This window comes from Phytobacter sp. (assembly GCF_059074235.1).
This window is the reverse complement of the sequence record NZ_JCACPZ010000007.1, coordinates 85,993-107,473: the sequence shown is the minus strand read 5'-3', so window position 1 is coordinate 107,473 and position 21,481 is coordinate 85,993. Positions and strand designations below refer to the sequence as shown.

At 52.9% G+C, this 21,481-nt stretch carries 20 protein-coding genes; 6 read left to right on the top strand and 14 right to left on the bottom strand.

Annotation, left to right across the window (positions count from 1 at the left end):
• Positions 1-212 precede the first annotated feature (212 nt).
• Positions 213-1,250: an NADPH-dependent curcumin/dihydrocurcumin reductase gene (curA, locus tag AC5JPW_RS17920; RefSeq protein WP_494242479.1), complete on the bottom strand. Its 1,038-nt coding sequence runs from the start codon at positions 1,248-1,250 to the stop codon at positions 213-215.
• Positions 1,251-1,377: 127 nt separating this feature from the next.
• Positions 1,378-1,953, bottom strand: a complete 576-nt coding sequence (locus tag AC5JPW_RS17915) for a helix-turn-helix domain-containing protein (RefSeq protein WP_494242478.1) — start codon at positions 1,951-1,953, stop codon at positions 1,378-1,380.
• 38 nt (positions 1,954-1,991) lie between these two features.
• Here AC5JPW_RS17915 and AC5JPW_RS17910 point away from each other — a divergent pair, with 38 nt between their 5' ends.
• Both AC5JPW_RS17910 and AC5JPW_RS17905 read left to right on the top strand, forming a co-directional pair.
• Positions 1,992-2,507, top strand: coding sequence for a GNAT family N-acetyltransferase (locus tag AC5JPW_RS17910; protein WP_494242477.1), 516 nt, complete (start codon positions 1,992-1,994; stop codon positions 2,505-2,507).
• A complete protein-coding gene (locus tag AC5JPW_RS17905; RefSeq protein WP_494242476.1) occupies positions 2,507-2,956 on the top strand; it encodes a DMT family transporter in 450 nt (149 codons plus the stop codon). Before AC5JPW_RS17910 ends, AC5JPW_RS17905 begins: the two co-directional genes overlap by 1 nt.
• A 2-nt stretch (positions 2,957-2,958) precedes the next feature.
• Here the strand turns inward: AC5JPW_RS17905 and AC5JPW_RS17900 are convergent, their stop codons facing one another.
• Positions 2,959-3,192: a DUF2526 family protein gene (locus tag AC5JPW_RS17900; RefSeq protein ID WP_494242475.1), complete on the bottom strand. Its 234-nt coding sequence runs from the start codon at positions 3,190-3,192 to the stop codon at positions 2,959-2,961.
• An 11-nt stretch (positions 3,193-3,203) separates the two neighbouring features.
• On the bottom strand, positions 3,204-4,802 hold the full coding sequence (locus AC5JPW_RS17895; RefSeq protein WP_494242474.1) for an ABC transporter substrate-binding protein: 1,599 nt from the start codon (positions 4,800-4,802) through the stop codon (positions 3,204-3,206).
• Positions 4,803-5,080: 278 nt separating this feature from the next.
• Here AC5JPW_RS17895 and AC5JPW_RS17890 point away from each other — a divergent pair, with 278 nt between their 5' ends.
• The 3 genes from AC5JPW_RS17890 to AC5JPW_RS17880 are packed head-to-tail and all read left to right on the top strand — an operon-like array spanning position 5,081 to position 11,599.
• Positions 5,081-6,448, top strand: a complete 1,368-nt coding sequence (locus AC5JPW_RS17890) for an SrfA family protein (RefSeq protein ID WP_494242473.1) — start codon at positions 5,081-5,083, stop codon at positions 6,446-6,448.
• A 4-nt stretch (positions 6,449-6,452) separates the two neighbouring features.
• A complete protein-coding gene (locus tag AC5JPW_RS17885) occupies positions 6,453-9,434 on the top strand; it encodes a virulence factor SrfB (RefSeq protein ID WP_494242472.1) in 2,982 nt (993 codons plus the stop codon).
• Positions 9,431-11,599: a virulence factor SrfC family protein gene (locus AC5JPW_RS17880; protein ID WP_494242471.1), complete on the top strand. Its 2,169-nt coding sequence runs from the start codon at positions 9,431-9,433 to the stop codon at positions 11,597-11,599. Before AC5JPW_RS17885 ends, AC5JPW_RS17880 begins: the two co-directional genes overlap by 4 nt.
• 52 nt (positions 11,600-11,651) lie before the next feature.
• Here AC5JPW_RS17880 and AC5JPW_RS17875 read toward each other — a convergent pair whose 3' ends face one another.
• The 3 genes from AC5JPW_RS17875 to AC5JPW_RS17865 all read right to left on the bottom strand — a co-directional run bounded on the left by AC5JPW_RS17875 (position 11,652) and on the right by AC5JPW_RS17865 (position 12,677).
• Positions 11,652-11,825 carry a GhoT/OrtT family toxin gene (locus tag AC5JPW_RS17875; RefSeq protein WP_494242490.1) on the bottom strand — a complete coding sequence of 58 codons (174 nt, stop codon included), beginning with the start codon at positions 11,823-11,825 and terminating at the stop codon, positions 11,652-11,654.
• Between the two features lie 104 nt (positions 11,826-11,929).
• On the bottom strand, positions 11,930-12,103 hold the full coding sequence (locus AC5JPW_RS17870; RefSeq protein WP_494242470.1) for a GhoT/OrtT family toxin: 174 nt from the start codon (positions 12,101-12,103) through the stop codon (positions 11,930-11,932).
• A gap of 283 nt (positions 12,104-12,386) precedes the next feature.
• Complete coding sequence (locus tag AC5JPW_RS17865) at positions 12,387-12,677, bottom strand: hypothetical protein (protein ID WP_494242469.1); 291 nt, start codon at positions 12,675-12,677, stop codon at positions 12,387-12,389.
• Positions 12,678-12,965: 288 nt separating this feature from the next.
• Here AC5JPW_RS17865 and AC5JPW_RS17860 point away from each other — a divergent pair, with 288 nt between their 5' ends.
• On the top strand, positions 12,966-13,406 hold the full coding sequence (locus AC5JPW_RS17860; protein WP_494242468.1) for an ECs1072 family phage-associated protein: 441 nt from the start codon (positions 12,966-12,968) through the stop codon (positions 13,404-13,406).
• Between the two features lie 27 nt (positions 13,407-13,433).
• Here the strand turns inward: AC5JPW_RS17860 and AC5JPW_RS17855 are convergent, their stop codons facing one another.
• From AC5JPW_RS17855 to AC5JPW_RS17825, 7 genes are all read right to left on the bottom strand, one after another.
• Positions 13,434-13,769: a hypothetical protein gene (locus AC5JPW_RS17855; protein ID WP_494242467.1), complete on the bottom strand. Its 336-nt coding sequence runs from the start codon at positions 13,767-13,769 to the stop codon at positions 13,434-13,436.
• Between the two features lie 460 nt (positions 13,770-14,229).
• Positions 14,230-15,654: an aminobutyraldehyde dehydrogenase gene (gene patD, locus AC5JPW_RS17850; protein ID WP_494242466.1), complete on the bottom strand. Its 1,425-nt coding sequence runs from the start codon at positions 15,652-15,654 to the stop codon at positions 14,230-14,232.
• A gap of 25 nt (positions 15,655-15,679) precedes the next feature.
• Positions 15,680-16,486, bottom strand: a complete 807-nt coding sequence (locus AC5JPW_RS17845; RefSeq protein ID WP_494242465.1) for an ABC transporter permease — start codon at positions 16,484-16,486, stop codon at positions 15,680-15,682.
• Positions 16,476-17,408 carry an ABC transporter permease gene (locus AC5JPW_RS17840; protein WP_494242464.1) on the bottom strand — a complete coding sequence of 311 codons (933 nt, stop codon included), beginning with the start codon at positions 17,406-17,408 and terminating at the stop codon, positions 16,476-16,478. The genes AC5JPW_RS17845 and AC5JPW_RS17840 overlap by 11 nt, the downstream gene beginning before the upstream one ends.
• A gap of 1 nt (position 17,409) precedes the next feature.
• Complete coding sequence (locus AC5JPW_RS17835; protein WP_494242463.1) at positions 17,410-18,423, bottom strand: ABC transporter ATP-binding protein; 1,014 nt, start codon at positions 18,421-18,423, stop codon at positions 17,410-17,412.
• A 17-nt stretch (positions 18,424-18,440) separates the two neighbouring features.
• Positions 18,441-19,583 (bottom strand): putative ABC transporter substrate-binding protein YdcS, encoded by a 1,143-nt coding sequence (gene ydcS, locus AC5JPW_RS17830; RefSeq protein ID WP_494242462.1) that lies wholly within the window; start codon positions 19,581-19,583, stop codon positions 18,441-18,443.
• A 345-nt stretch (positions 19,584-19,928) separates the two neighbouring features.
• Positions 19,929-21,338, bottom strand: a complete 1,410-nt coding sequence (locus tag AC5JPW_RS17825; protein WP_494242461.1) for an aminotransferase-like domain-containing protein — start codon at positions 21,336-21,338, stop codon at positions 19,929-19,931.
• Between the last annotated feature and the right edge of the window lie 143 nt (positions 21,339-21,481).

Sequence of the window (21,481 nt, the reverse complement as noted above, 5' to 3'; positions counted from 1 at the left end):
TGTCCGAGATCATAATGTCTCTAGGATAGATTATGCAAAAGCATGCCTGGTATTGGATTGTCACGTGAATGTTAGAACAATTAGTTATTTATTATGCACAACTACCAGAAACCGTTGCCTTAAGGTCATCGATTCCTTATGCATGGTTAATTAAAGCTGTTTTTAAAAATTTTGCACGAAATATGATGACGGTTTTCACCGTCATCATCACTTTAGTCTTCAGAACCAATCTGAATCACGACTTTACCGAAGTTTTTACCCGCAAGCATACCTATAAATGAATCAGGTGCACTTTTCAAACCTTCAGTTATCTGCTCACGATATTGAATCTTGCCGTCTGCGATCCATTGCGTCATATCTCTCTGGAATTCGTTAATACGGTGACCATAATCCTGGCTGATAATAAAGCCCTGCAATCGTATGCGTTTTTTCAATAAGGTTGCCATTAATAACGGAACCCTGTCAGGACCCGCCGGCAATTCTGTTGCATTATAACCGCTGACCAGGCCGCATAATGGAATTCGTGCTGAAGTATTCAACAACGGCAGAACAGCATCGAATACGGCACCGCCGACGTTTTCAAAATAGACATCGATACCTTTCGGGCAGGCCGCAGCAAGTTGCGCAGCAAAATCGTCCGCACGGTGATCCAGACAGGCATCAAACCCAAGAACATCAACGGCATGACGGCATTTCTCTGCCCCACCGGCAACGCCAACAACCCGGCAGCCTTTGAGCTTGCCAATCTGGCCTACCGTTGCGCCGACCGGGCCAGTTGCCGCAGCAACCACCAGTGTTTCACCTGCTTTCGGCTGACCAATGTCCAGCAGTCCCATATAGGCAGTAAAACCTGGCATCCCCAGGATACCGAGCGCCCACGACGGGTGCGCTGGCTTGTCGCCCAATTTCACCAGACCGTCACCGTTGGAAATCTCATAGTCCTGCCAGCCGCTGTAACCCAATACCCAGTCACCCTCCTGGAAATCAGAATGGCGGGAGTGCACGACACGGCTGACCGTGCCACCGCACATCACCTCACCAATCGCAATGGGTGGCGAATAGGACGGCGCATCACTCATGCGACCGCGCATATAAGGGTCAAGCGACAAAAAAACAGTACGGAGCAACACCTGGCCTTCTTCAGGCACGGCGACGGCGTCCTTTTCCAGTCGGAAATTTTCAGTTACCGGCGCACCTTGTGGCCGTGATGCCAGTACCCAGCGGCGGTTGTGTTCGCGTTCTTGCGTCATACAGCTCTCCAGTGCCAGAAAAATATCTATAGATAATAGGATGTATCCTCCACGTCTGCGCGTTATTTGCACTCACAAACATTGGGGGGTGACAGCCTAAACCAGGGCACTCAGAAAATGGTTGGCTTTACGCGCTACCGGGATTTAAACGCACAATGAGGTAACGGCAGCTTTCGGGCGTTTCGTTGATAAAACGACAATCATTCGGCGGGCCCAGTTCCAGGCAATCGCCCGCTTTCATTTCATGGCGAACATCACCTTCAACAAAGACCAACTCTCCTTCTTGCAGCCAGATGAGCTGTCGGGCATGCAGATAGGCCGATGCTGGCATAGGAATATCGCTTTCGGCGGGCAACTCGATTTGTACCAAATCGACAGGAATATCGCCCTTCGGTGAAAGATGACGGCGCAGATAGTGACTTTGCGGATCACGCCAGACAGGCTGGTCGGCAAAACGCAATAATTTCCCTTCCTGCATTTCTGCACGGGCAATCAGCGTGGACATGCTAATGCCAAAGGCACCGGAGAGACGCGCGAGCAGCGCCGCCGTCGGGCTGCTCTCGGCGCGTTCAATTTTGTGGATCATGGCACGGGATACCCCTGCTCGCTCAGCCAGGTCGCTCAGCGACCAGCCTCTTGACTCACGCTCAACGCGAATTCGCGCACTGATCCGTTGATTTATATTGTCTGAGATAGTATTCATATCGTAATACTATAGTGAACAACCACTGAGGTTCAACCATGAACATTCGTTATGCCTTAAAAGAAGACTGCGCGGCAATCGCAGAGATCTACAACCATGCCGTTCTGCATACCGCCGCCATCTGGAATGATAAAACGGTTGATGTGGATAACCGCATTGCCTGGTTTGAAGCCCGTGCGCTCCTGGGCTACCCGGTACTGGTGAGTGAAGAGAATGGCGTTGTGACCGGTTACGCTTCCTTTGGTGACTGGCGTGCATTTGACGGTTTTCGACATACCGTTGAACATTCCGTCTACGTACACCCGGACTACCAGGGCAAAAAAATCGGTCAGACTCTGATGGTGAGACTGATTGAAGAAGCGAAAAAAATTGGCAAACACGTGATGGTGGCGGGGATCGAGTCACAGAATGGCGCATCTATCCACCTGCACGAAAAACTGGGTTTCAAACTGACGGCGCAGATGCCGCAGGTGGGAACCAAATTCGGGCGCTGGCTGGATCTCACCTTCCTGCAACTACAGCTGGATGACCGCCAGGATCCGGACGCTATCTGATGAACCAAACCCTGACAGTCTGCTTTCTTGTTGCCGCGGGCATTGGTCTGGTGGTGCAAAATATGCTGATGGTGCGCATCACCCAGTCCGCCTCCACTATTCTTATCGCCATGCTACTGAACTCACTGGTCGGTATTGTCCTGTTCGTCAGCATTTTGCTGATTAAGCACGGTACTGCCGGGTTTAGCGAACTGGCCTCGACCGTGCACTGGTGGACTATAATTCCCGGTCTGCTCGGCTCGTTCTTTGTGTTTGCCAGCATCAGCGGTTATCAATATGTTGGGGCCGCCACCACTATCGCTGTGCTGGTCGCCAGTCAGTTGATCGGCGGGTTGGTGATGGATGTGGTAAGAAGTCAGGGCGTGGCACTAAAAGCGCTGGTAGGGCCAGTATGTGGTGCGGTCTTGCTGGTAATTGGCGCCTGGCTGGTCGCCAGACGCCAGTTTTGAACTTACAGAATGGTGCCACCTTTGGTGAGCTGCTCATGGCGGGCTTCAAGCTCTTCCTTATGATGACGCCCCTTATGAAAAATCGCCTGGCGCAGGCGCTGTTGCTGGGCGTAACGATCGTCCCGGCTCAGCGCTTCATCATTGCTTAACTCCACCAGCAATTCATTCATGTGGGTAATGACGCTCTCCTCAATGGTGCTATCCACGCGGGCGACAACCTCATCCAGATGTGACATGCCAACTCCTGTTAATTCAGTTTTGCTTTTGAAAAATCACTGCCCATCAAACTGACGCTGTAACCGCTAACGTTGCTGCGGGTGGCGTAGAAGGTTTTACCGTTAGCCAGTGGGATCCACGGCGCCTGCTGGTAGAACACCTCTTGTGCCTGACCATAGAGTGCAGCGCGTTTTGCCGGATCGCTGGTCAGTTTGGCCTGTTGTACCGGGCCATCATACGCTTTATCGCACCAGCGTGCGGCATTAGAACCACTCTTAACGCTGTTGCACCCCAGCAAGGTGTCGGCAAAGTTATCCGGATCACCGTTATCGGACATCCAGCCAAAGAGCGCCGTATCATGTTCACCACGACGCATACCGGCCAGATATTCGCCCCATTCGTAAGAGACAATCTTCGCTTTGACGCCCACTTTCGCCCAGTCACTTTGAATCATCTCTGCAATGCGACGGGAATTCGGGTTATACGGACGCTGTACCGGCATGGACCACAGGGTAGTTTCAAAGCCTTTTTCCAGCCCGGCCTGCTTCAGCAACGCTTTGGCTTTTTCCGGATCGTAACTGTAGTCTTTCAGGTCTTTTTTGTAGCCAAGCATATTTGGCGGCAGCGGCGATTTTGCCACGGTCGCGGAACCCAGGAAGACTGCATCGATAATCGCTTTTTTGTCGGTTGCGTAGTTCAGTGCCTGACGCACCAGCGCGTTATCAAACGGTTTCTTCTCGGTGTTGAATGCCAGGTAACCAACGTTAAGCGCGTCCACGGTGTGCAGCGTCAGGTCTTTGTTGCCCTTAATCTGGTCAAATTGTACTGGAGCAGGTGCCGGGATAATCTGACATTCGTTGGTTTGCAGTTTTGCCAGACGGGTTTGTACATCCGGGGTGATAGCAAAAATCAGATGCTTGGTTGGCACTGCGCCGTCCCAGTAGTTGGGATTTGCCAGATAACGAATCTGCGCATCCGCTTTGTACTGTTGCAGGACATACGGCCCGGTGCCAATTGGCCAGTTGTCGACGTTTTCTGGTGTGCCTTTTTTCAGCATCGCATCGGCGTATTCCGCAGAGAGAATAGAGGCAAAATCCATCCCCCAGTCAGCCAGGAAGGCTGCATTTGGCTCACTCAGTACAAACTGAACGTGATAGTCGTCGACTTTTTTAACTTCCTGAATCAGTTTATCTAAGCCAACATCACTGAAATATTCGTAATTTCCTTTCGAAACATTATGATAAGGGTGGTTCAGATCTTTCTGACGCATGACGGAAAAAATAACGTCATCCGCGTTAAAATCGCGCGTCGGTTTAAAGAATTTATTGCTGTTGAATTTCACGCCCTGGCGCAACGTAAAGGTATAGGTTTTGCCATCCGGGGAAATGGTCCAGTCTGTCGCAAGAGAAGGTACCGGTGTATTTTTTACCGGATCAAAATTCACCAGTCGGTTATAAAGCACCTGGGAGCTGGCAACAAACGACGGACCAGAGCTGGCGATTTGCGGGTTGAAGGACTCGGGAGAGGCTTCTGAGCAGTAAACAATGGTGTCATTGTTGGCGGCCCATGTAGCACCAGCCGGGAGTAATGTACTCAGCGCCAGGGCGAGCAGTGTTTTCCTTGCGATCATAGTCTGAAACCTTATTTTTATTTGAAGCATTAATCTCAGCACAGCAGAAGTGAACTGGCAAATAACGATTCACTATCAGGTTATTCTAAACCAGTTGTTTTTGCTGAATTCTTCACCAGAATTAAATTAAAAATTCAACTTAAGCAAACTTCGCGCCGTCAAGAATTCCATGCGCGAGCAATGCGTCGAGAATTCAACGGTTTTGCGCTCTCTTCTACCGTTTGCTTGTTGGGACATTGCGTACAGTAGACGCGTGAAAAAGTCTATGGGATGAAAACGTGGCAAAAACTCTCTTACGCAGCGGCGATCTGGATGATTTCCAGGCTGTTGGTGGTGGTGGTCAGGCCGTCTTCGATTCGGCACTGCAAATTCGTGAAGCCCTGCGTCTGCGTAAGCAGCAGGCACTGGTTGACTGTCTGGCCATACCGCAGGTCAATGACGAAGGCGATCGGGTTGACTGGTATTCCCCGATTGAAGGCAGTTCTGTTGCCTGGAAAGCAGCGGAAGAAGAGGCGCGTTTCCGCGCTCTGCGTTTCCTCGACAGCACCCTGGACAGCGCCAGTGCACTAAGCCGTAAGTGCCTGCAATCGCCAAAAACGGCGCAGCAGTTATTTGGTTCCTTGCTGGAAAAAGCCCTGCAATTCCCTGGCGAGAACCACGTCTTTCTTGTTGATGGCAAACCCGTGATTACCTTCTGGGGCTTCGTGAACCTGAACGAAAGCGCCCGTGATGATGTACTGGAGTGCTTGCGCAAGGAAGACATTCCTGAGCCCATCGTGATTGCTGAGCCTGAGCTGGAACCGGAAGAAGAAGCTTCCACCGTCGTCACCTTCAATCATGCAGACGAACCTCTATTGACAGCGATGCCTGCCGTTAATACCGTGCCGCAGGAAGAGCCGCCAGTGACGGTTGCTGAACCTGTCACACCGCCACCTGTCGCAGTAACCCCTGGCACTGAACCTGTTCCGGTAAAACGTCGTCGATACGGCTTATGGGCACTGCCGATTGCAGCGGCGGTGGTCGTCGCGGTGGCTGCGCCACTGTTGCTTAACCAACAAAGCAGCACCCCGCCAGCACCCGCAAAAGCAGAGCACACGGCTGCCAGCACGCCGCCCCCAGCACCTGTCGAGCTTCCTGCCCCAGCACGGCCTCTTCTGACTGCACAGCTGCCATTGCATCCAGCCGAAGTCGTGGCCCCGCCGGAACCGGTAATTGAGAAAGTGGAACACGTCGCCAAACCGGTGGTGATTGGGGCTATCCCGAAAGATGCGATGGTGATGGAAGCGCTGCAGGTCAAAACGGGATCCACCCGTTTTCTCAATGGCACCTGGCGCGTCATGATGGATGTGAAGGACGAAGTCACGGGTAAAGCGCCGACTATTCGTTATCAAATCCAGAACAACAAAGGCACTGCACGAATTGTTCAGGGAAATAATGTCTCCTGTCGTGCAGACCTCTACTCTGGCTTACATGAAACGGGGGTCCTGATGATTAAAAGTCGCAGCACTGCACGTTGCAGCGACGGGTCACGTTACCCGATGCCAGAAATCGCCTGTAAGGCAGGCAATAATGACGTAGCAGAATGTAGCGCGCAGTTTGGTGCCAACAATCCCGTCTCCGTGACGTTCAGAAAAACAGGTGCCTGATTCTATGCTGGTTAATCTTTGCGATTACAAACAGAGCGTGACGCTGATTGCCAACAGCGGCGTACAGTTTCTTGATTTTGGACTGACCCCGCAGGAATCGGCACAAAGCGGGCGTTTCGTGCGTAAAACCGCCAATGGCCCCCTGCTGCGACTGGATTACGACCTGGTTAATGAGCGTTACACCCTGCCCGGGCGTAACGGCAGCCAGCCAGAAGTGGTCAAACCCGAAAGCACGCAGTCGCTACATACCTCGCTGTCGATCCTTGACGGTGTCTGGCTTCCCATTCCGTTCCTGCGTTTTAACCCGCCGCGCACCTTCGTGGAAGGCCCGGACAACTGGGCGCGCGTGCAGATTCGCAAGCTCAATGAGCCTGATAGTGCTGGTAATACCCACCGGGTTACGCTTGCGCTCGACAGCCAAATAAACGAAAACTCGCCGTCAGCGCTTGCACCGCAAGAAAACGATATTCTCAACGGAACGCGTTTCTCCCTGGCCTGGCGTGACGATGAAGTCGCTGATTTTCTTGATCAGACCTGGGTCGATGGCTGGTTGCGTGAAGCCTTTTTGCAATACGCCAGCCAAAACGATGTGCGCAGTGAACGCGACATTACCCTGGCGATGCGCAGTTTTGAGTACCAGTCTCACTGGCTGAACCTGCTTACTCTGCTCGGCACCCAGCTTCAGGTGCCGGAAGTGAAAATTGTCACCCATACACTCAGTACCCCAGCGATTCCGGTGGATCTGATTCTGGATGTCGGCAACACCCATACCTGCGGCGTGATCATCGAAGATCATGGCGATGCCAACGATGGTTTGCGCCAGACTGCAGAGTTACAGGTTCGCTCCCTGAGCGAACCGCAGTTCCTTAATGAGCCTCTGTTTACCAGCCGCCTTGAGTTCTCTGAAGCCCGCTTTGGTAAACAGCACTTCTCTGTGGAAAGTGGTCGCGAGGACGCGTTTGTCTGGCCATCGATTGTGCGTGTTGGCGATGAAGCCCGTAAGCTTGCCATGCAGCGCCTGGGTACTGAAGGCAACAGCGGCATCTCCAGTCCGCGTCGTTATCTGTGGGATGAAACCCCAGTGTTGCAGGACTGGCGCTTCAGCCAGATGAACAGTAAAACCCAGCGCGAACCGCTGGCGACAGCATTCCCGCTGATGAACCTGATGAACGATGAAGGTCAGCCGCTGTATACTCTGCCGCTGGACGAACGCCTGCCGGTTTTCTCACCGCAGTACAGCCGCAGCACGCTGATGACGCATATGCTCTGTGAGTTGCTGGCACAGGCGCTTGGTCAAATGAACAGCGTAGCGACACGTCTGCGTCTGGGCTTCCCGGCGTCACCACGTCAGTTGCGTACGCTGATCCTGACCCTGCCCTCCGCGATGCCGAAACAGGAACGTGAGATCTTCCGCCGCCGGATGTTTGAAGCGATTGCGATTGTCTGGAAAGCAATGGGCTGGCACCCGCAGGATGACGACTTCGCTAACCGCAAACAGCAGGATAAAAGTGTGGTCCCGGTCCCGCGCATCCAGATGGAGTGGGACGAAGCCAGCTGCGGTCAACTGGTCTGGCTCTATAACGAAGCGATTTCACGTTATTCAGGTCAGACAGAAACCTTCTTTGCCGCTCAGGCGCGCCCGGACAGAGTAGAACCCGAAGGCACGCGCCCTGGCCGTTCACTGCGCGTTGCGTCACTCGATATTGGTGGCGGCACCACCGATATGGCCATCACCCACTATCAACTGGATGACGGTACCGGAAGTAACGTCAAAATCACCCCACAGTTGCTGTTCCGCGAAGGTTTTAAAGTGGCGGGTGATGACATTCTTCTGGACATCATTCAGCGCTGCGTACTGCCCGCGATGCAAACGCATTTGCAAAAAGCGGGGATCACGGACGCGGCGTCGCTGATGGCAACGCTGTTTGGCGATTCCGGACGTATTGATACCCAGGCGGTCCTGCGCCAGCAAACCACATTGCAGCTGTTTATGCCCATCGGACATGGCATTCTCGCAGCATGGGAAGAGAGCGATATCAACGATCCGCTGGCAGGCCTTCATGCCACCTTTGGCGAGCTGCTCACGCAGTTGCCGACGCGCAACGTGATGAACTACCTCAAACAGGCGATTGATCATGCGCTGCCATCTGGCTCACCGGAATTCGATGTGCTGTCAGTGCCTTTGCAGGTGAATTTCCGTGAGTTGCAGGACGCCATGCTCGCCGGGCAGTTTACCCTGACAGCCCCGTTACACGCCGTCTGCGAAGCCATTAGCCACTACAGTTGCGATGTGCTGTTGATCATGGGTCGACCGGGCTGTCTGCCTGGCGTTCAGGCGCTGATTCGCCACCTGCAACCGGTGCCGGTTAACCGCATGATCTGGCTGGATAAATATCGGGTACATGAATGGTATCCGTTCAGTCAGCAGGGCAAGATCGGCAACCCGAAATCGACGGCCGCCGTCGGCGCAATGCTGTGCAGCCTGGCGCTCGATTTACGTCTGCCACGCTTTAACTTTAAAGCGGCCGATATTGGTGCCTACTCCACCGTGCGCTATCTCGGTGTACTGGACAATGTGGTCAATACATTGCGCGATGAGAATATCTGGTATCACGATATCGATCTGGATAAACCCAACGCCAAACTGGATGCCCGCCTGCACTTTCCGTTGCGCGGCAACATCACTCTCGGTTTCCGTCAACTGGCAAACGCCCGTTGGCCTGCCACACCGCTCTATACATTGAGTATCAACTCATCAGAGCTGGCAAAAACTATCGCCGGTGATGGCGTACTTAACGTGCGTTTGCAGTTTAGCGGCGGCAATAAACATCACGGGCCGGAATCGTTTGTTCTGAGCGAAGCCTGGTTACAGGATGGCACACCGGTGCCCGCCGATGCGTTAACCTTTAAATTGAATACGCTGGCCGACCGCCGCCATAGCGGCAGCCACTACTGGATCGACAGCGGGAGTGTGTATCTGAAATGAGTGCAAGCATGAATACAACCCAGGCGCTCAGTGCATGGATCAATGATAACCGTCAGCTTTCGCCCCTGCTGGAAGATGATGCTGATGCGTTGCTGGCTCGACTGACTACCTTTGCAGCAGAAGAGAGCGCATTAGAGGCTGCCGTGCGAGCCCCCTGCACCGTCGGTCTTTATGGCCATTCTCAGGCCGCAAAAGCCCATCTGTTGGGTGCACTCTGCAACAGTGGCAGTGGACGACTGAATGTGCAACTCGGCGAGAAAACGCTGGATTATTTCACCCATCTCAATCCCGGTCATATGCTGACTCGCATGGCACTGCGGTTTAGCCGTAACAGTGACGTAGTGGATGAGAATTTCCCTTTACGCTTGCGCCTGATCAGCGAAGCGGATCTGGTGCAAATCTTTATCGCCCATGCCCAGACGCTACCCGATCTGCGCAACGTTGAAAAGTCGGTGATTGAAAGCCGTATTGCGAAATGGCGTGCCCTGCGTCAGCCAAACCCTGTACCGGGTCTGGTTGCCGAAGAAGTCGGCGCGATAGGTCGCTTCTGGCGCGCTTGCGTGCCCTCATCGCAACAACACCTTGATGATGCGCTGTGGTACCAGCTTTCCTGTCTGTTGCCGTCGCTGGATTTAAGCGCTCGTGCCAGTGCCTGGTCCCTGTTGTGGGGTGAACATCAGGAACTGACGCAGCTTTGGCTGTCGCTGGCGCATACACTGCATCAGACGGGAAACGCCGCTGAACTGGCTGCGCCCCTGAGTCTGCTGGTTGATAACTTTGCGTTGCCTACTGAAGGTTTCCTGACGCCAGCCAACTCCGCATTAGAAGAAGTCGCGGGCGAAGTGGTTGTTCATCCGTGGTCACAGGCACAACTACAGAACGCAGTTAGCATCCCGCTCTCCACTCTGTCACTGCTGACCAAAGAACTGGTGTTACCGGTCGAAGAGAGCGTGCTGGATAACGTCGATATCCTCGACATTCCGACACCGGCTCTTGAAGACGGGAATCCGTTGTGGAACAGCAAATGCCGTTGGTTGCTGGAGAGTTACCGCCAACGCTTACAGCCGGACGTGCTGCTTATTTGTAATGCCACCTCACAGCGCGCCTCGACCGCAACGACCGCGAGAGCGCTGCTGCATTGGGTAAAAGAGACACAGTCTGGTCAGGAAGCCGCGCTGCCGGGTCTGGTCTGGACGATCACCCCTCATGATGCCCGCTTCACCAGTGGGCAGAATCTGGATGAAGTGATTCAGCAACTGGTCGGGAAACCCGGTCAGCACTGGGGTACCCTGCAGGCGCTGGATGCCAGCAGCTTGCAGCGCGTGCTCGAATGGTTGGCTCAGGCTACGGCTCCTGCACTCAGGCTGAATCGTTTTAAAGCGCTGCGTGAGCGCCATCAGGCAGCGTTGCATGAACTGATGCTGGCCTGGGTGACAACGCCGGCTAAAGAGAATGCGGCGCAAAAAGCGCGTGCGGAGGCCGTGGTGCGAGAGCTTCAGGCTCATGCTTCCCGCCACGGGGAATTGCTCGAAGGCATGATGCCGGATATGCAGCAGTTTGATAACTTGTGGAAGGTCCAGCAGCCGCGAGAAGAACAGGTTAGCGGTCTGTTTAACGAAGCGATCGATCTCTTTGCTGAAGCTCCCGTGGTTGAGCAAACGCAGGCTGCTCGCGATGTGGGTCAGCAGGCACATGCAATGTGGGTAAACCACGTTCGCCAGTGGAGCCGTAATGACGATAATGCGTCCCGTCTCGGACTTTCTCCCGCCACCTTGCGGCAAATGGCCGAGATTGTGATCGTCGCCAGCTACCGCTTAGGTTTAGCCGAGCAGTTACAAAAACTCATGCAACGTGATACCGCCTGCGCTGCTCAGTTGTACGCTGAAACCGGTAATTTTGTCGCCTGGCTGGGTTATGCCGCGATGAGCGAGTCGCAGCGCCCTGGCAGCCGCGTGGTCAAAGGAACCGCCATTTTCGTTTCCGCACCGATTATTGCTGGTGAACGTCTGACGCGGTTAGGTGAGCAACCCGTGCATGCGGCTACCCGCTACGTTTACGACTGGTTAGTCGCACTGTACAGTCGGGCGGTAGAAAATATGGGATACAGTCATCCGCTGGATGTGTCGGCTGCGGCTCGTAAGAAACTGAAGACGTTACTGCCATAAAAAATGACCCGGCCACCTGAGTGCGTCGGGTCATTTATTTTGCGCGACGTCTCTACAACAGAGAAAACGCGAGGGCCACCGGAAAACTTATCGGCCACGTTGCGCCAACCAAAAACGCGCTCAGCGCTTTCATGCTGCGGGTTTCTTTCGAGAGAAACCATGTGACCACGCCAGCCAGAACAGACATTATTGCGTAAAAAACGAGCATTTTCAGATACAGGTCCATCATCTGCCTCCTTTCCATGGAAAACATACGCAGACCTATGTTGCACACTCTTTCAGGCTATTTTTGTCTCAACCGTCACGCATTGGCAGAAAAAAGACAAAAGATCAGAATATTGAGATCAGTAACGCGACGGGGAAACTCATGGGCCAGGTTGACCCCACCAGAAACGCACTTAAAAAGCGAATGCGTTTACGCTCTCTTGTCAGGAACCAGGTAATGACGGCGCAAATGAACGACATAATTGCATAAAAAACCAACATTTTTTGATATAGCGACATAGTCCACACTAACTCTGTGAAAACAAAACAGCCGCAATATGCTTGTTTTATTGACTCACATCAAGTTTTATTCACATAACGTGCGATTTGGCACCCTCTGGTCAAGCGAGCACGGTAAGTCCCCTCTCCCTTGAGGGCTGAGGAATCCCCAGATAAAAATGCGAGCACGATCGGTCCCCTAACCGCTTTGGGGAGAGGGCCAGGGTGAGGGGGGAATATGCGGCTCTGAGGGTTATCCGTAGGCCCGATAAGCTTGCGCCATCGGGCAATCCAACACGGGCTATTACTGATTTTGTTTGCGCCAGTCTTTGATCATCTGAGGTGTGACTTCATTGGCGTAACAGATGGGAGAATAGCCTCCAGCTTTACTCCAGGCGCTGCGTTTGCCACAGCTACTGCCATTTCTCGCATGATTAAATGGACAGGCGCACGTGCCGGGGTATTCCGCTATCGACTCTTCAATAATTCTTTGTTTGACCTGCGCATCGCTAATCGCGGTTTTGGCCTGACTGCTATTGGTGGCAAAAACACTCATTACCATAACGCAGCTTACAACAAGAGTATGAAGTCTCATTGGTATGGTTCTCCGGGGAGGGAATAATCACTCTATTTATCTTGTCCCTCCACAGTGTTGATCGCCGACAAACATCGGCAGCAAATCAAACATAATCTTTTTAGAGCAAGGGACCAATTGATAAATTTGGCTTAAGAATTAGCTCAATCAACCATTCAGACTGAAATGCATTCCTAAATAAAAAAACAGCAAAACAAGTCGCTCTGAACGCCTTGTCACCTTTGGCACGTAGCCCGCTTCTCTGATATTGTTAGCAGGTCAGATAACATTTTTTACAGGGTTGATGCTATGCAAAAGTTTGACGATCTATGGCAGGCCATAGAAGTACGTGTGTGTGAAAACAACGATATAACACACCAGGATATGACCAATGAAGACAGCGTGAGGGGTAACGCTGCCAAACAGCGCATTGCACATATTTTCATTCTGGAAGTTTTGCTTTCTCGCCACCGGGAAAAGTATGCGAGTCCTTATGTATCACTTTCGGGTGAAGAAGCACTCTACCATCTTATTTTCAAGCGCACTGGGTGGAAGCCCTTTGAAGTTAAACAACTTTCCTTTAGTGATGCCATGTTCGTCATTGCAGAGTTGTTCCGCGAAGAGAATTTACCCGCCGATGTGCGCGGCATTTTGCGCGCGAATGGTTTACGCGATCAGCCTTATTCTGTATATGATTTCTCAGAAAAAGATTGGGCTCCCCGTGATAATGAAAACATTCTGAAAAGATAGCCTGCAAATTATTCAAACCGCAAGGGCTTATTTGGCCCTTATTTTTTTTGGTATATTCATATTCACAAATTGTGTCAGAAATGAAAATACCTGCCGAAAACCAGACATTAGCCCAATAAATGAGTCCGCTTTTTGGGCAGTCAAATAAGAAATTGAAGAAGACACATCCTCTTCAGGCCGCTTTTCAAGCCGGGCAAAATAGAATTCTTCGCCTTCGCAAAAGTAGGTTTCAATAGGCAGTGTTTGACCTGTATCCCCCGCTACCTCTGGGCTACGGTACCACGTAACCGTCGTTTGGTTGTCATCAACAGTCAAATACTCAGGTGTACCGCCGGGCAGCAGTACTACAACCAATTTGCTCATTTCAATATCCCCAGCCTGAAGAAAAAACGCAACATTATCAGTGGCAGGACATGACGATTCGTTGTCGAATTAATTAACTTAATATGACAAGCCTGACTGATGATGTCTTTCCGCGGTTTGTAGAGTTTTATATTTTTTAAAATCCTGACACGTTAACACCGCGTTCAACGTACCATCAGAGATAAACGATATTTACGTTTATTGACAGAGAGAAAAGTATAAATCGTGAGTATTACCGCAATATTTATATCGTTATTCAAATTCTGCAACAATGCCGATAACGCCCTGCTTACATTCCGCACCTGTACTTTTCTGCAGATTTAAAGAGAAATTATTGTGCGCAGAATCTGACTCTACAGATTCACTTTACAGCATGGGGAGTGAAACTGGCTGATACGGTTTACTTATGAAAAAAGTGTCTGGCCCTGAATAATCAATATTGCCAGACACTTACTCCAGTTTAATGCTTTATCATCACGTGCCGAATGACGGTGTAATCCTCCAGCCCGTAAACTGACATGTCTTTGCCGTAGCCCGACAATTTCTGCCCACCGTGTGGCATCTCACTGACCAGCATAAAGTGTGTATTGACCCACGTGCAGCCGTATTGCAGTCGCGCGCTCAGCCGGTGCGCACGGCCAACATCTTTGGTCCATACGGAAGAGGCCAGGCCGTACAGCGAATCGTTGGCCCAGCCCAGCACCTGCTCCTCGTCATCGAATACGGTTACACTCACCACCGGACCAAAAACTTCACGTTGGACAATCGCGTCCTCTTGTTTTGCCCCTGCCAGCAGCGTTGGCTCAAAGTAGTAACCTGCTCCATCGCGTTTTTTACCGCCCGTGATGACGTCGATGTGTGCCAGCGCTTTTGCATCATCCACTGCCTTAGTCACCCGCGCTAAATGTGCTTTTGAACTTAACGGCCCCAGCTCGGTTGAAGTATCTTCCGGTGCGCCCATTTTCAGGCTGGCCACTGCCGCACCGAGCTTCTTAACCAGCGCGTCATAAATCCCCTTCTGAGCATAAATGCGACAGGCAGCAGTACAATCCTGGCCAGCGTTATAAAAACCGAAGGTTCTGACACCTTCAACCACAGCATCAAGATCCGCATCATCGAAGACAATAACCGGGGCTTTCCCGCCCAGCTCCATATGAGTTCGTTTAATCGATGGCGCGGTATGGCTGATAATGTGTTCGCCGGTAGCAATAGAGCCTGTCAGCGACACCATACGCACTTTTTCATGACCGGTCAGCGGATCGCCAACGGTTTTTCCGCGACCAAAAAGTACATTAAGGACACCCGCCGGGAAGATATCTTTCGCCAGTTCAGCCAGTTTCAGGGCGGTCAGCGGCGTAATTTCCGACGGTTTGATCACCACGCAGTTCCCGGCCGCCAGCGCTGGGCCAAGTTTCCAGGCTGCCATCATCAACGGGTAGTTCCAGGGAGCAATAGATGCAACCACACCCACCGGATCGCGGCGAATCATGGAGGTGTGCCCTTCCAGGTATTCCCCCGCAGCCAGACCATTCAGGCAGCGCGCAGCGCCGGCAAAGAAGCGGAACACATCCACCACCGCCGGAATTTCATCGTTGAGCACACAGTGCAGCGGCTTGCCGCAGTTAAGGGATTCGAGTTTCGCCAGGGTTTCTGCGTTGTCCTCAATGACCTGGGCCAGCAGGAGCAAGCACTCGGCCCGTGCTTTTGGGGTGGTCAGTCCCCAGGATTTGAACGCCTCATCCGCTGCGAGTACGGCAGCGTTGACCTGCGCGTGGGACGCCTCAGCAATTTCCAGCAACACCTCGCCGGTGGCCGGATTGTAAACGGCCTGCTTTTCTCCTTCGCCGTTGACCAGTTCGCCATTGATAAATAATTGATGTTGCATAGCGCTATCCTTATTAAGTTTTCAGTTATTTGCCGGAGCCCGCCACGGTTTCACCGTCGCGTGTCAGCCACCATGCGCCCAAAATGGGCAGCGCAGTCGCCAGCATCACCAGCAAAGCCACCACATTGGTCACCGGAACATCACGCGGGCGACCCAACTGGTTTAACAGCCAGAGAGGCAAGGTGCGTTCGTGGCCGGCGGTAAAGGTGGTCACGATGATTTCATCAAACGATAAAGCAAACGCCAGCATGCCACCGGCCAGCAGTGCTGAACCCAGGTTTGGCAGTACCACATAACGAAAGGTCTGCCAGGTGTTCGCGCCCAGATCCATCGACGCTTCCACGAGACTCCAGGACGTACGGCGAAAACGGGCAATCACATTATTGAAGACCACCACCACGCAGAAGGTGGCGTGCCCGACCACGATAGTAAAAAATCCCGGCTCCAGATTGACCGTCTTGAAAGCCGTCAGCAGCGCCAGACCTGTCACAATGCCGGGCAATGCAATGGGCAACAGCAGCAACAGAGAAATGGCATTTCTGCCGAAAAACTCGCTTCGCCAGAGAGCCATTGCAGCAAGCGTGCCAAGCACGAGGGCAATCAACGTTGCCAGAGCGGCTATCTGAAGTGACAATGTCACTGAATCGAGAATATCCCCTCTCGATGCTGCCACGCTAAACCACTTGAGCGTCAGCCCCTGCGGGGGAAAGCTAAATGCCGCATCTTCAGTATTGAAAGCATAGATGGCGATTATCAATAACGGGAAATGGAGAAAGACGACGCCTCCCCATGCAGCTACTTTCAAATACCAGGGTGCTCTTTCAGAGTGCATCGAATGCTCCCAGACGTTTCACGAACGACAAATAGAGTGCAATCAACAAGATGGGCACCAGAGTGAAAGCCGCTGCCATTGGCATATTGCCAATCGCCCCCTGCTGGGAATAGACCATGTTGCCAATGAAGAAGCCCGGAGGCCCCACCAGTTGCGGGACGATAAAATCGCCCAGCGTCAGAGAGAAGGTAAAAATCGAACCGGCGGCAATGCCAGGGATAGCCAGCGGGAGTATCACGTGGCGGAAGGTTTGCTTAGGGTTAGCCCCCAGATCGGCAGATGCCTGTAACAGCGACGGTGGCAGGCGTTCAAGCGCAGCCTGCACGGGCAGGATCATGAACGGTAGCCAGATGTAGACGAACACCAGAAAACGTCCCAGTCCCGATGTTGACAACGTATTCCCGCCGATACCGGGCACCGTGAGTACCGCCGCTAATATCGGTTCAAGCCCCATGTGACTCAAAAACCACTGCGCAACGCCATCTTTTGCCAGCAGCAATGTCCAGGCATAGGCCTTAACGATGTAGCTCGCCCACATCGGCAACATTACCGCGATATAGAAAAATGCTTTCCATTTCCCACGGGTATATCTCGCCATAAACCAGGCCATCGGGAAGGCCAGAATTGCGCTGGCGATGGTAACTGAAATCGCCATTAACAGTGTGCGCACAATGATGTCGTAGTTGGCCGGATTAAACAGCGCCCAGATATTTGCCAGCGTGAGATCCGGCGTCACCGACATGGTGAAGTCGTCAAAGGTATAAAACCCTTGCCAGAGAAGCGTGAGCAGTGACCCCAAATAGACGATACCAAACCACATCAGCGGTCCGAGCAACAGCAGGAACAAACCCAATGAGGGCTTACGCCAGAAAAAACGGCTCAGACGACTGGGTTTGGGTTGAGCATATACGCGCGCGTCCATATCAGCTCGCTCCCTGCAGCCGCACCATCGCATCCCGCGACCACGAGATCAGCACCGTTTGCCCTGGCCCCAGCGATTCGGGCAACAGCGCATCAGAGAGGTTGGCCTGGGTGACCAGCAGCTTTTCACCGTCCGCCAGTTTCAGCTCAAAGCGCGTGGCCGCTCCCTGATACTGCACCGCCTGTACCACCCCCTGTACCTGAACCTCACCCGGCTGGTTCAGCCGAATATGTTCCGGGCGCAGCGAGAATGCGCCATGCATGGCACAGAGTTTCCCGGCAAGGGTTTCATCAAAGACATTCGAAGTGCCCACAAATCCGGCAACAAACGGGGTTCTCGGGCGTAGATAGAGCTCACGGGGCGTATCCACTTGTTCAATTTTCCCGTTGTTGAATACTGCCACGCGGTCAGACATCGACAGCGCTTCACCCTGATCGTGGGTGACAAAAATAAAGGTGATCCCCAGATCCTGCTGGAGTTTCTTCAGCTCAAACTGCATCTGTTCACGCAGTTTTAAGTCCAATGCACCCAGCGGTTCATCCAGTAGCAGCACGCGGGGTTGGTTGACAAGCGCACGGGCGATGGCCACTCGCTGACGCTGACCACCGGAGAGTTGTGAGGGTTTACGGGCATGAACGAAATCCAGCGCGACTTTCTCCAGCGCCTGACGTGCGCTGGTGTGGCGCGTTTTTTTGTCCACGCCTTTGACCATTAATCCGTAGGCAACATTATCGAGAATCGACATGTGTGGAAAGAGCGCATAATCCTGAAACACGGTGTTTACGTCGCGCTCCCACGGCGGAAGCTCGCTGGCTTCCTGGCCGAAGATGCGGATAGTCCCGCCACTCAATTGTTCAAACCCGGCAACCAGTCGCAGGCAGGTGGTTTTGCCGGAGCCAGATGGCCCCAGCATGGAGAAAAACTCCCCGTCATTAACCACCAGACTGACGCCGTCCACTGCGCGTACATCACCGTACAGACGCGAGACATCCTGAAATTCTACAGCGTAAGTCATGCTTTACTCCCGACCGATTAACGTCCACCCATGATGGCAATGTAATCCTGCGTCCAGCGGCTGTACGGAACATACTTGCCACCCTCAGCAATCGGGGTTTTCCAGAAGGCAATCTTGTCAAAGAAGCTGTAACCGTTGGTCTCACAGCCTTTATCACCCAGCAGCTCACTGGCTTTACAACCCTGTGGCACCACCGGCAACGAACCAAACCAGGCCGCCACATCACCCTGGACTTTCGGGGTCAGCGACCAGTTCATCCACTTATATGCACAGTTGGGGTGTTTGGCCTGCGAATGGAGCATGGTGGTATCCGCCCAACCGGTCACCCCCTCTTTCGGGAAAACGGTCGCTATCGGCTGGCTTTCCCCTTTCAGGGCGTTGGCCTGATACGGCCATGCACTGGAAGCTACCACACCTTCGTTTTTGAAATCACTCATCTGGACGGTGGTGTCATGCCAGTAACGATGAATCAGGCCATGCTGTTCACGTAGCACTTTGAGTACTGCCTGATACTGGGCTTCGGTGAGCTGGTAGGGGTCTTCAATGCCTAACTGAGGCTGTGTCGCTTTCACAAAGAGCGCGGCATCCGCAATATAGATAGGTCCGTCATAGGCTTGTACACGCCCCTGGTTACTCTTGCCATCCGGCAGATCCTGCTTCACAAAAATGACAGCCCAGCTATCCGGCGGTGTCGGGAAGGTTTTGGTGTTGTACATCAGCAAGTTCGGCCCCCACTGATAGGGTGTACCGTATACCTTACCGCCGACGTTAAACCATTCCCCTTTCTCAATACGCGGATCCAGGGTTTTCCAGTTCGGAATCAGGGCAGTGTTGATCGGTTGAACGCGTTTACCCATGATCAGGCGCAGTGAGGCGTCGCCTGAGGCGGTCACCAGGTCATAGCCACCTTTTGCCATCAAACTCACCATCTCATCCGAGGTCGCCGCGGTTTTGACGTTCACCGCACAACCGCTCTCTTTTTCAAACGCAGTCACCCAGTCATAGGCTTTGTCGGTTTGTCCACGCTCGATGTAGCCAGGCCAGGCAATGATATCCAGCCGCCCTTCTCCTTTACCGATTTCAGTCGGTTCAGCGGCGTGCGCAGTCGCGATGGTCATGCCCAGCGCACCAAGGCAGCTCAGGGCAAATTTCTTGCTCATACGGTTTACTCCTGTCGCAATGAAATGAGCGGCCGCCCTGCCGTAAAAATATCTCCTTTTTTAAAAATAGACGGCAGCCTGCCGGGTCGAACCCCAGCCGTGAGAAATTTCACGATGTTGTGACCGACAGCGCACTGTAATAATCAATGGCAGGCCAGAAACCCGTCTTTTGGAGTATAGACAAGGGCTTAGCAAGCAACAGAAATCCGCAGAAGCTATGCGTATTTCGTATGAGTGCGCGTGGGGAAAGTGCAGAAAATAATGAAGCTCTTCTTTATTTTTTATCCGGGTTATTTCTGAATAAAGAAGAACGTGTTCAGAAAATAAGAATAACCGAGCCTTTATTTATTCCAGCATCTCACGAATAAGACTGGCTAATAAAATAACGCCCCGCTCTTCGCGTTCACCCCATTGCCAGGACGCATTAAGGCGAAAGAAAGGCGTCGGTTCCCGGGCAGTCGAAAACATCTTACCTGGCGCGATACTCACGTGGTGAATAAGCGCGCGTTCGCTCAGCTCCCCGGCATCCAGCGGTGCGGGCAGTTCCAACCACAAAAAGTAGCCACTCTCGTTGCGATGAATCTTTACTTCCGCCGGGAGGTGGCGTAACAACGCCTGCCAAGCCTGCTGCTTGCGTTCGGCAAGAACACGCCGCAAACGCCGCAGGTGCGCGTCATAACGTTGGGTGCCAAGATAATCCACCAGTGCCATCTGGATAGGCGAACTGGTGGAGAGCGTGCTCATCAGTTGCAATTGCTGGATACGGTGCGCATGTTTACCGGCAGCCACCCAGCCAATGCGAAACCCGGCTACCAAGCATTTTGAAAAAGAAGAGCAGTGGAGCGTCATATCCTGGGTATCCCAGGCTTTGGCAGGCAGTGGTTTTTCTCGCCCATAGTAGAGCTCGCTGTACACATCGTCTTCAATGAGCGTGACCTGGTGCTTAGTGAGTAATGCAATCAGGCGGGCTTTCTTTTCCGCGCTCAGGGTGAAACCCAGCGGATTCTGGCTGTTTGGCATCAACCAGCAAGCTTTCACTGGATAGGTTTTCAGCGCCTCTTCCAGTGCAACCATATCAATACCGTCATGCACATCTGTAGGCACGCTCAGCGCTTTCAGACGCAGGCGTTCCAGCGCCTGTAATGCACCGTAAAAACAGGGGGTTTCGACGATCACCCAGTCACCCGGTTCTGTGACCGCCTGTAAGCTGAGGTTCAGGGCTTCCAGTGCGCCTGCAGTAATGACAATCTCATCAGCAGAGATCTTCATGCCTTGCTGGGCATAGCGGCGTGAGATGGCCTGGCGCAACGCAGCATTCCCCGGCGGCAGGTTTTCAATGATGCTAACGGCGGTGGCACTTTTGCTGACGTTCGCCAGCGAGCGGTTGAGCTGTTGCAGCGGAAAGAGGCGCGGATCGGGAAACGCCGAACCGAACGGCAGAATGGACGCATCACGGCTCGCCTGGAGAATGTCGAAAATATAGGTGTTGATGTCGACTGTTTCATCGCGCTGCACCAGGGCAACCGGGACAGGCTGTGAGCGGTGCGAACGTGGGGCGACGTAATAACCCGACTGCGGGCGGGCGGTAATATAGCCCTGACTTTCCAGCAACTGGTAGGCATGACCGACGGTCATAAAGCTAAAACCACTGCTTGCCACCTGTTCGCGCAGCGAAGGCAATCGCTCACCGGGTCGCCACGCGCCCAGTTCAATTTGTTCAATTATTTGCTTTGCCAGCCGCTGGTACTTTTTCATCACCTACTCCCTGCCCCATAACGGGTATATCAGATGTAACAAAATAGCAGAAAAAATGTAACTGTTATGGTTAAATTTCACAATATTGCGTCTGATAGTTCATTTTTTGTCGCTTTACCATAACAGGCACAACGATTGACTTT

Bases quoted from the DNA above. Each gene is read 5' to 3' on its own strand.
- AC5JPW_RS17855 (WP_494242467.1), bottom strand. From the start codon at position 13,769: ATGAGCAAATTGGTTGTAGTACTGCTGCCCGGCGGTACACCTGAGTAT.
- AC5JPW_RS17885 (WP_494242472.1), top strand. From the start codon at position 6,453: ATGCTGGTTAATCTTTGCGATTACAAACAGAGCGTGACGCTGATTGCC.
- AC5JPW_RS17845 (WP_494242465.1), bottom strand. From the start codon at position 16,486: ATGCACTCTGAAAGAGCACCCTGGTATTTGAAAGTAGCTGCATGGGGA.
- AC5JPW_RS17865 (WP_494242469.1), bottom strand. From the start codon at position 12,677: ATGAGACTTCATACTCTTGTTGTAAGCTGCGTTATGGTAATGAGTGTT.
- AC5JPW_RS17910 (WP_494242477.1), top strand. From the start codon at position 1,992: ATGAACATTCGTTATGCCTTAAAAGAAGACTGCGCGGCAATCGCAGAG.
- AC5JPW_RS17895 (WP_494242474.1), bottom strand. From the start codon at position 4,802: ATGATCGCAAGGAAAACACTGCTCGCCCTGGCGCTGAGTACATTACTC.
- AC5JPW_RS17835 (WP_494242463.1), bottom strand. From the start codon at position 18,423: ATGACTTACGCTGTAGAATTTCAGGATGTCTCGCGTCTGTACGGTGAT.
- AC5JPW_RS17860 (WP_494242468.1), top strand. From the start codon at position 12,966: ATGCAAAAGTTTGACGATCTATGGCAGGCCATAGAAGTACGTGTGTGT.
- AC5JPW_RS17825 (WP_494242461.1), bottom strand. From the start codon at position 21,338: ATGAAAAAGTACCAGCGGCTGGCAAAGCAAATAATTGAACAAATTGAA.
- AC5JPW_RS17875 (WP_494242490.1), bottom strand. From the start codon at position 11,825: ATGGACCTGTATCTGAAAATGCTCGTTTTTTACGCAATAATGTCTGTT.
- AC5JPW_RS17870 (WP_494242470.1), bottom strand. From the start codon at position 12,103: ATGTCGCTATATCAAAAAATGTTGGTTTTTTATGCAATTATGTCGTTC.
- AC5JPW_RS17900 (WP_494242475.1), bottom strand. From the start codon at position 3,192: ATGTCACATCTGGATGAGGTTGTCGCCCGCGTGGATAGCACCATTGAG.
- AC5JPW_RS17915 (WP_494242478.1), bottom strand. From the start codon at position 1,953: ATGAATACTATCTCAGACAATATAAATCAACGGATCAGTGCGCGAATT.
- patD (WP_494242466.1), bottom strand. From the start codon at position 15,654: ATGCAACATCAATTATTTATCAATGGCGAACTGGTCAACGGCGAAGGA.
- AC5JPW_RS17840 (WP_494242464.1), bottom strand. From the start codon at position 17,408: ATGGACGCGCGCGTATATGCTCAACCCAAACCCAGTCGTCTGAGCCGT.
- AC5JPW_RS17880 (WP_494242471.1), top strand. From the start codon at position 9,431: ATGAGTGCAAGCATGAATACAACCCAGGCGCTCAGTGCATGGATCAAT.
- ydcS (WP_494242462.1), bottom strand. From the start codon at position 19,583: ATGAGCAAGAAATTTGCCCTGAGCTGCCTTGGTGCGCTGGGCATGACC.
- AC5JPW_RS17905 (WP_494242476.1), top strand. From the start codon at position 2,507: ATGAACCAAACCCTGACAGTCTGCTTTCTTGTTGCCGCGGGCATTGGT.
- curA (WP_494242479.1), bottom strand. From the start codon at position 1,250: ATGACGCAAGAACGCGAACACAACCGCCGCTGGGTACTGGCATCACGG.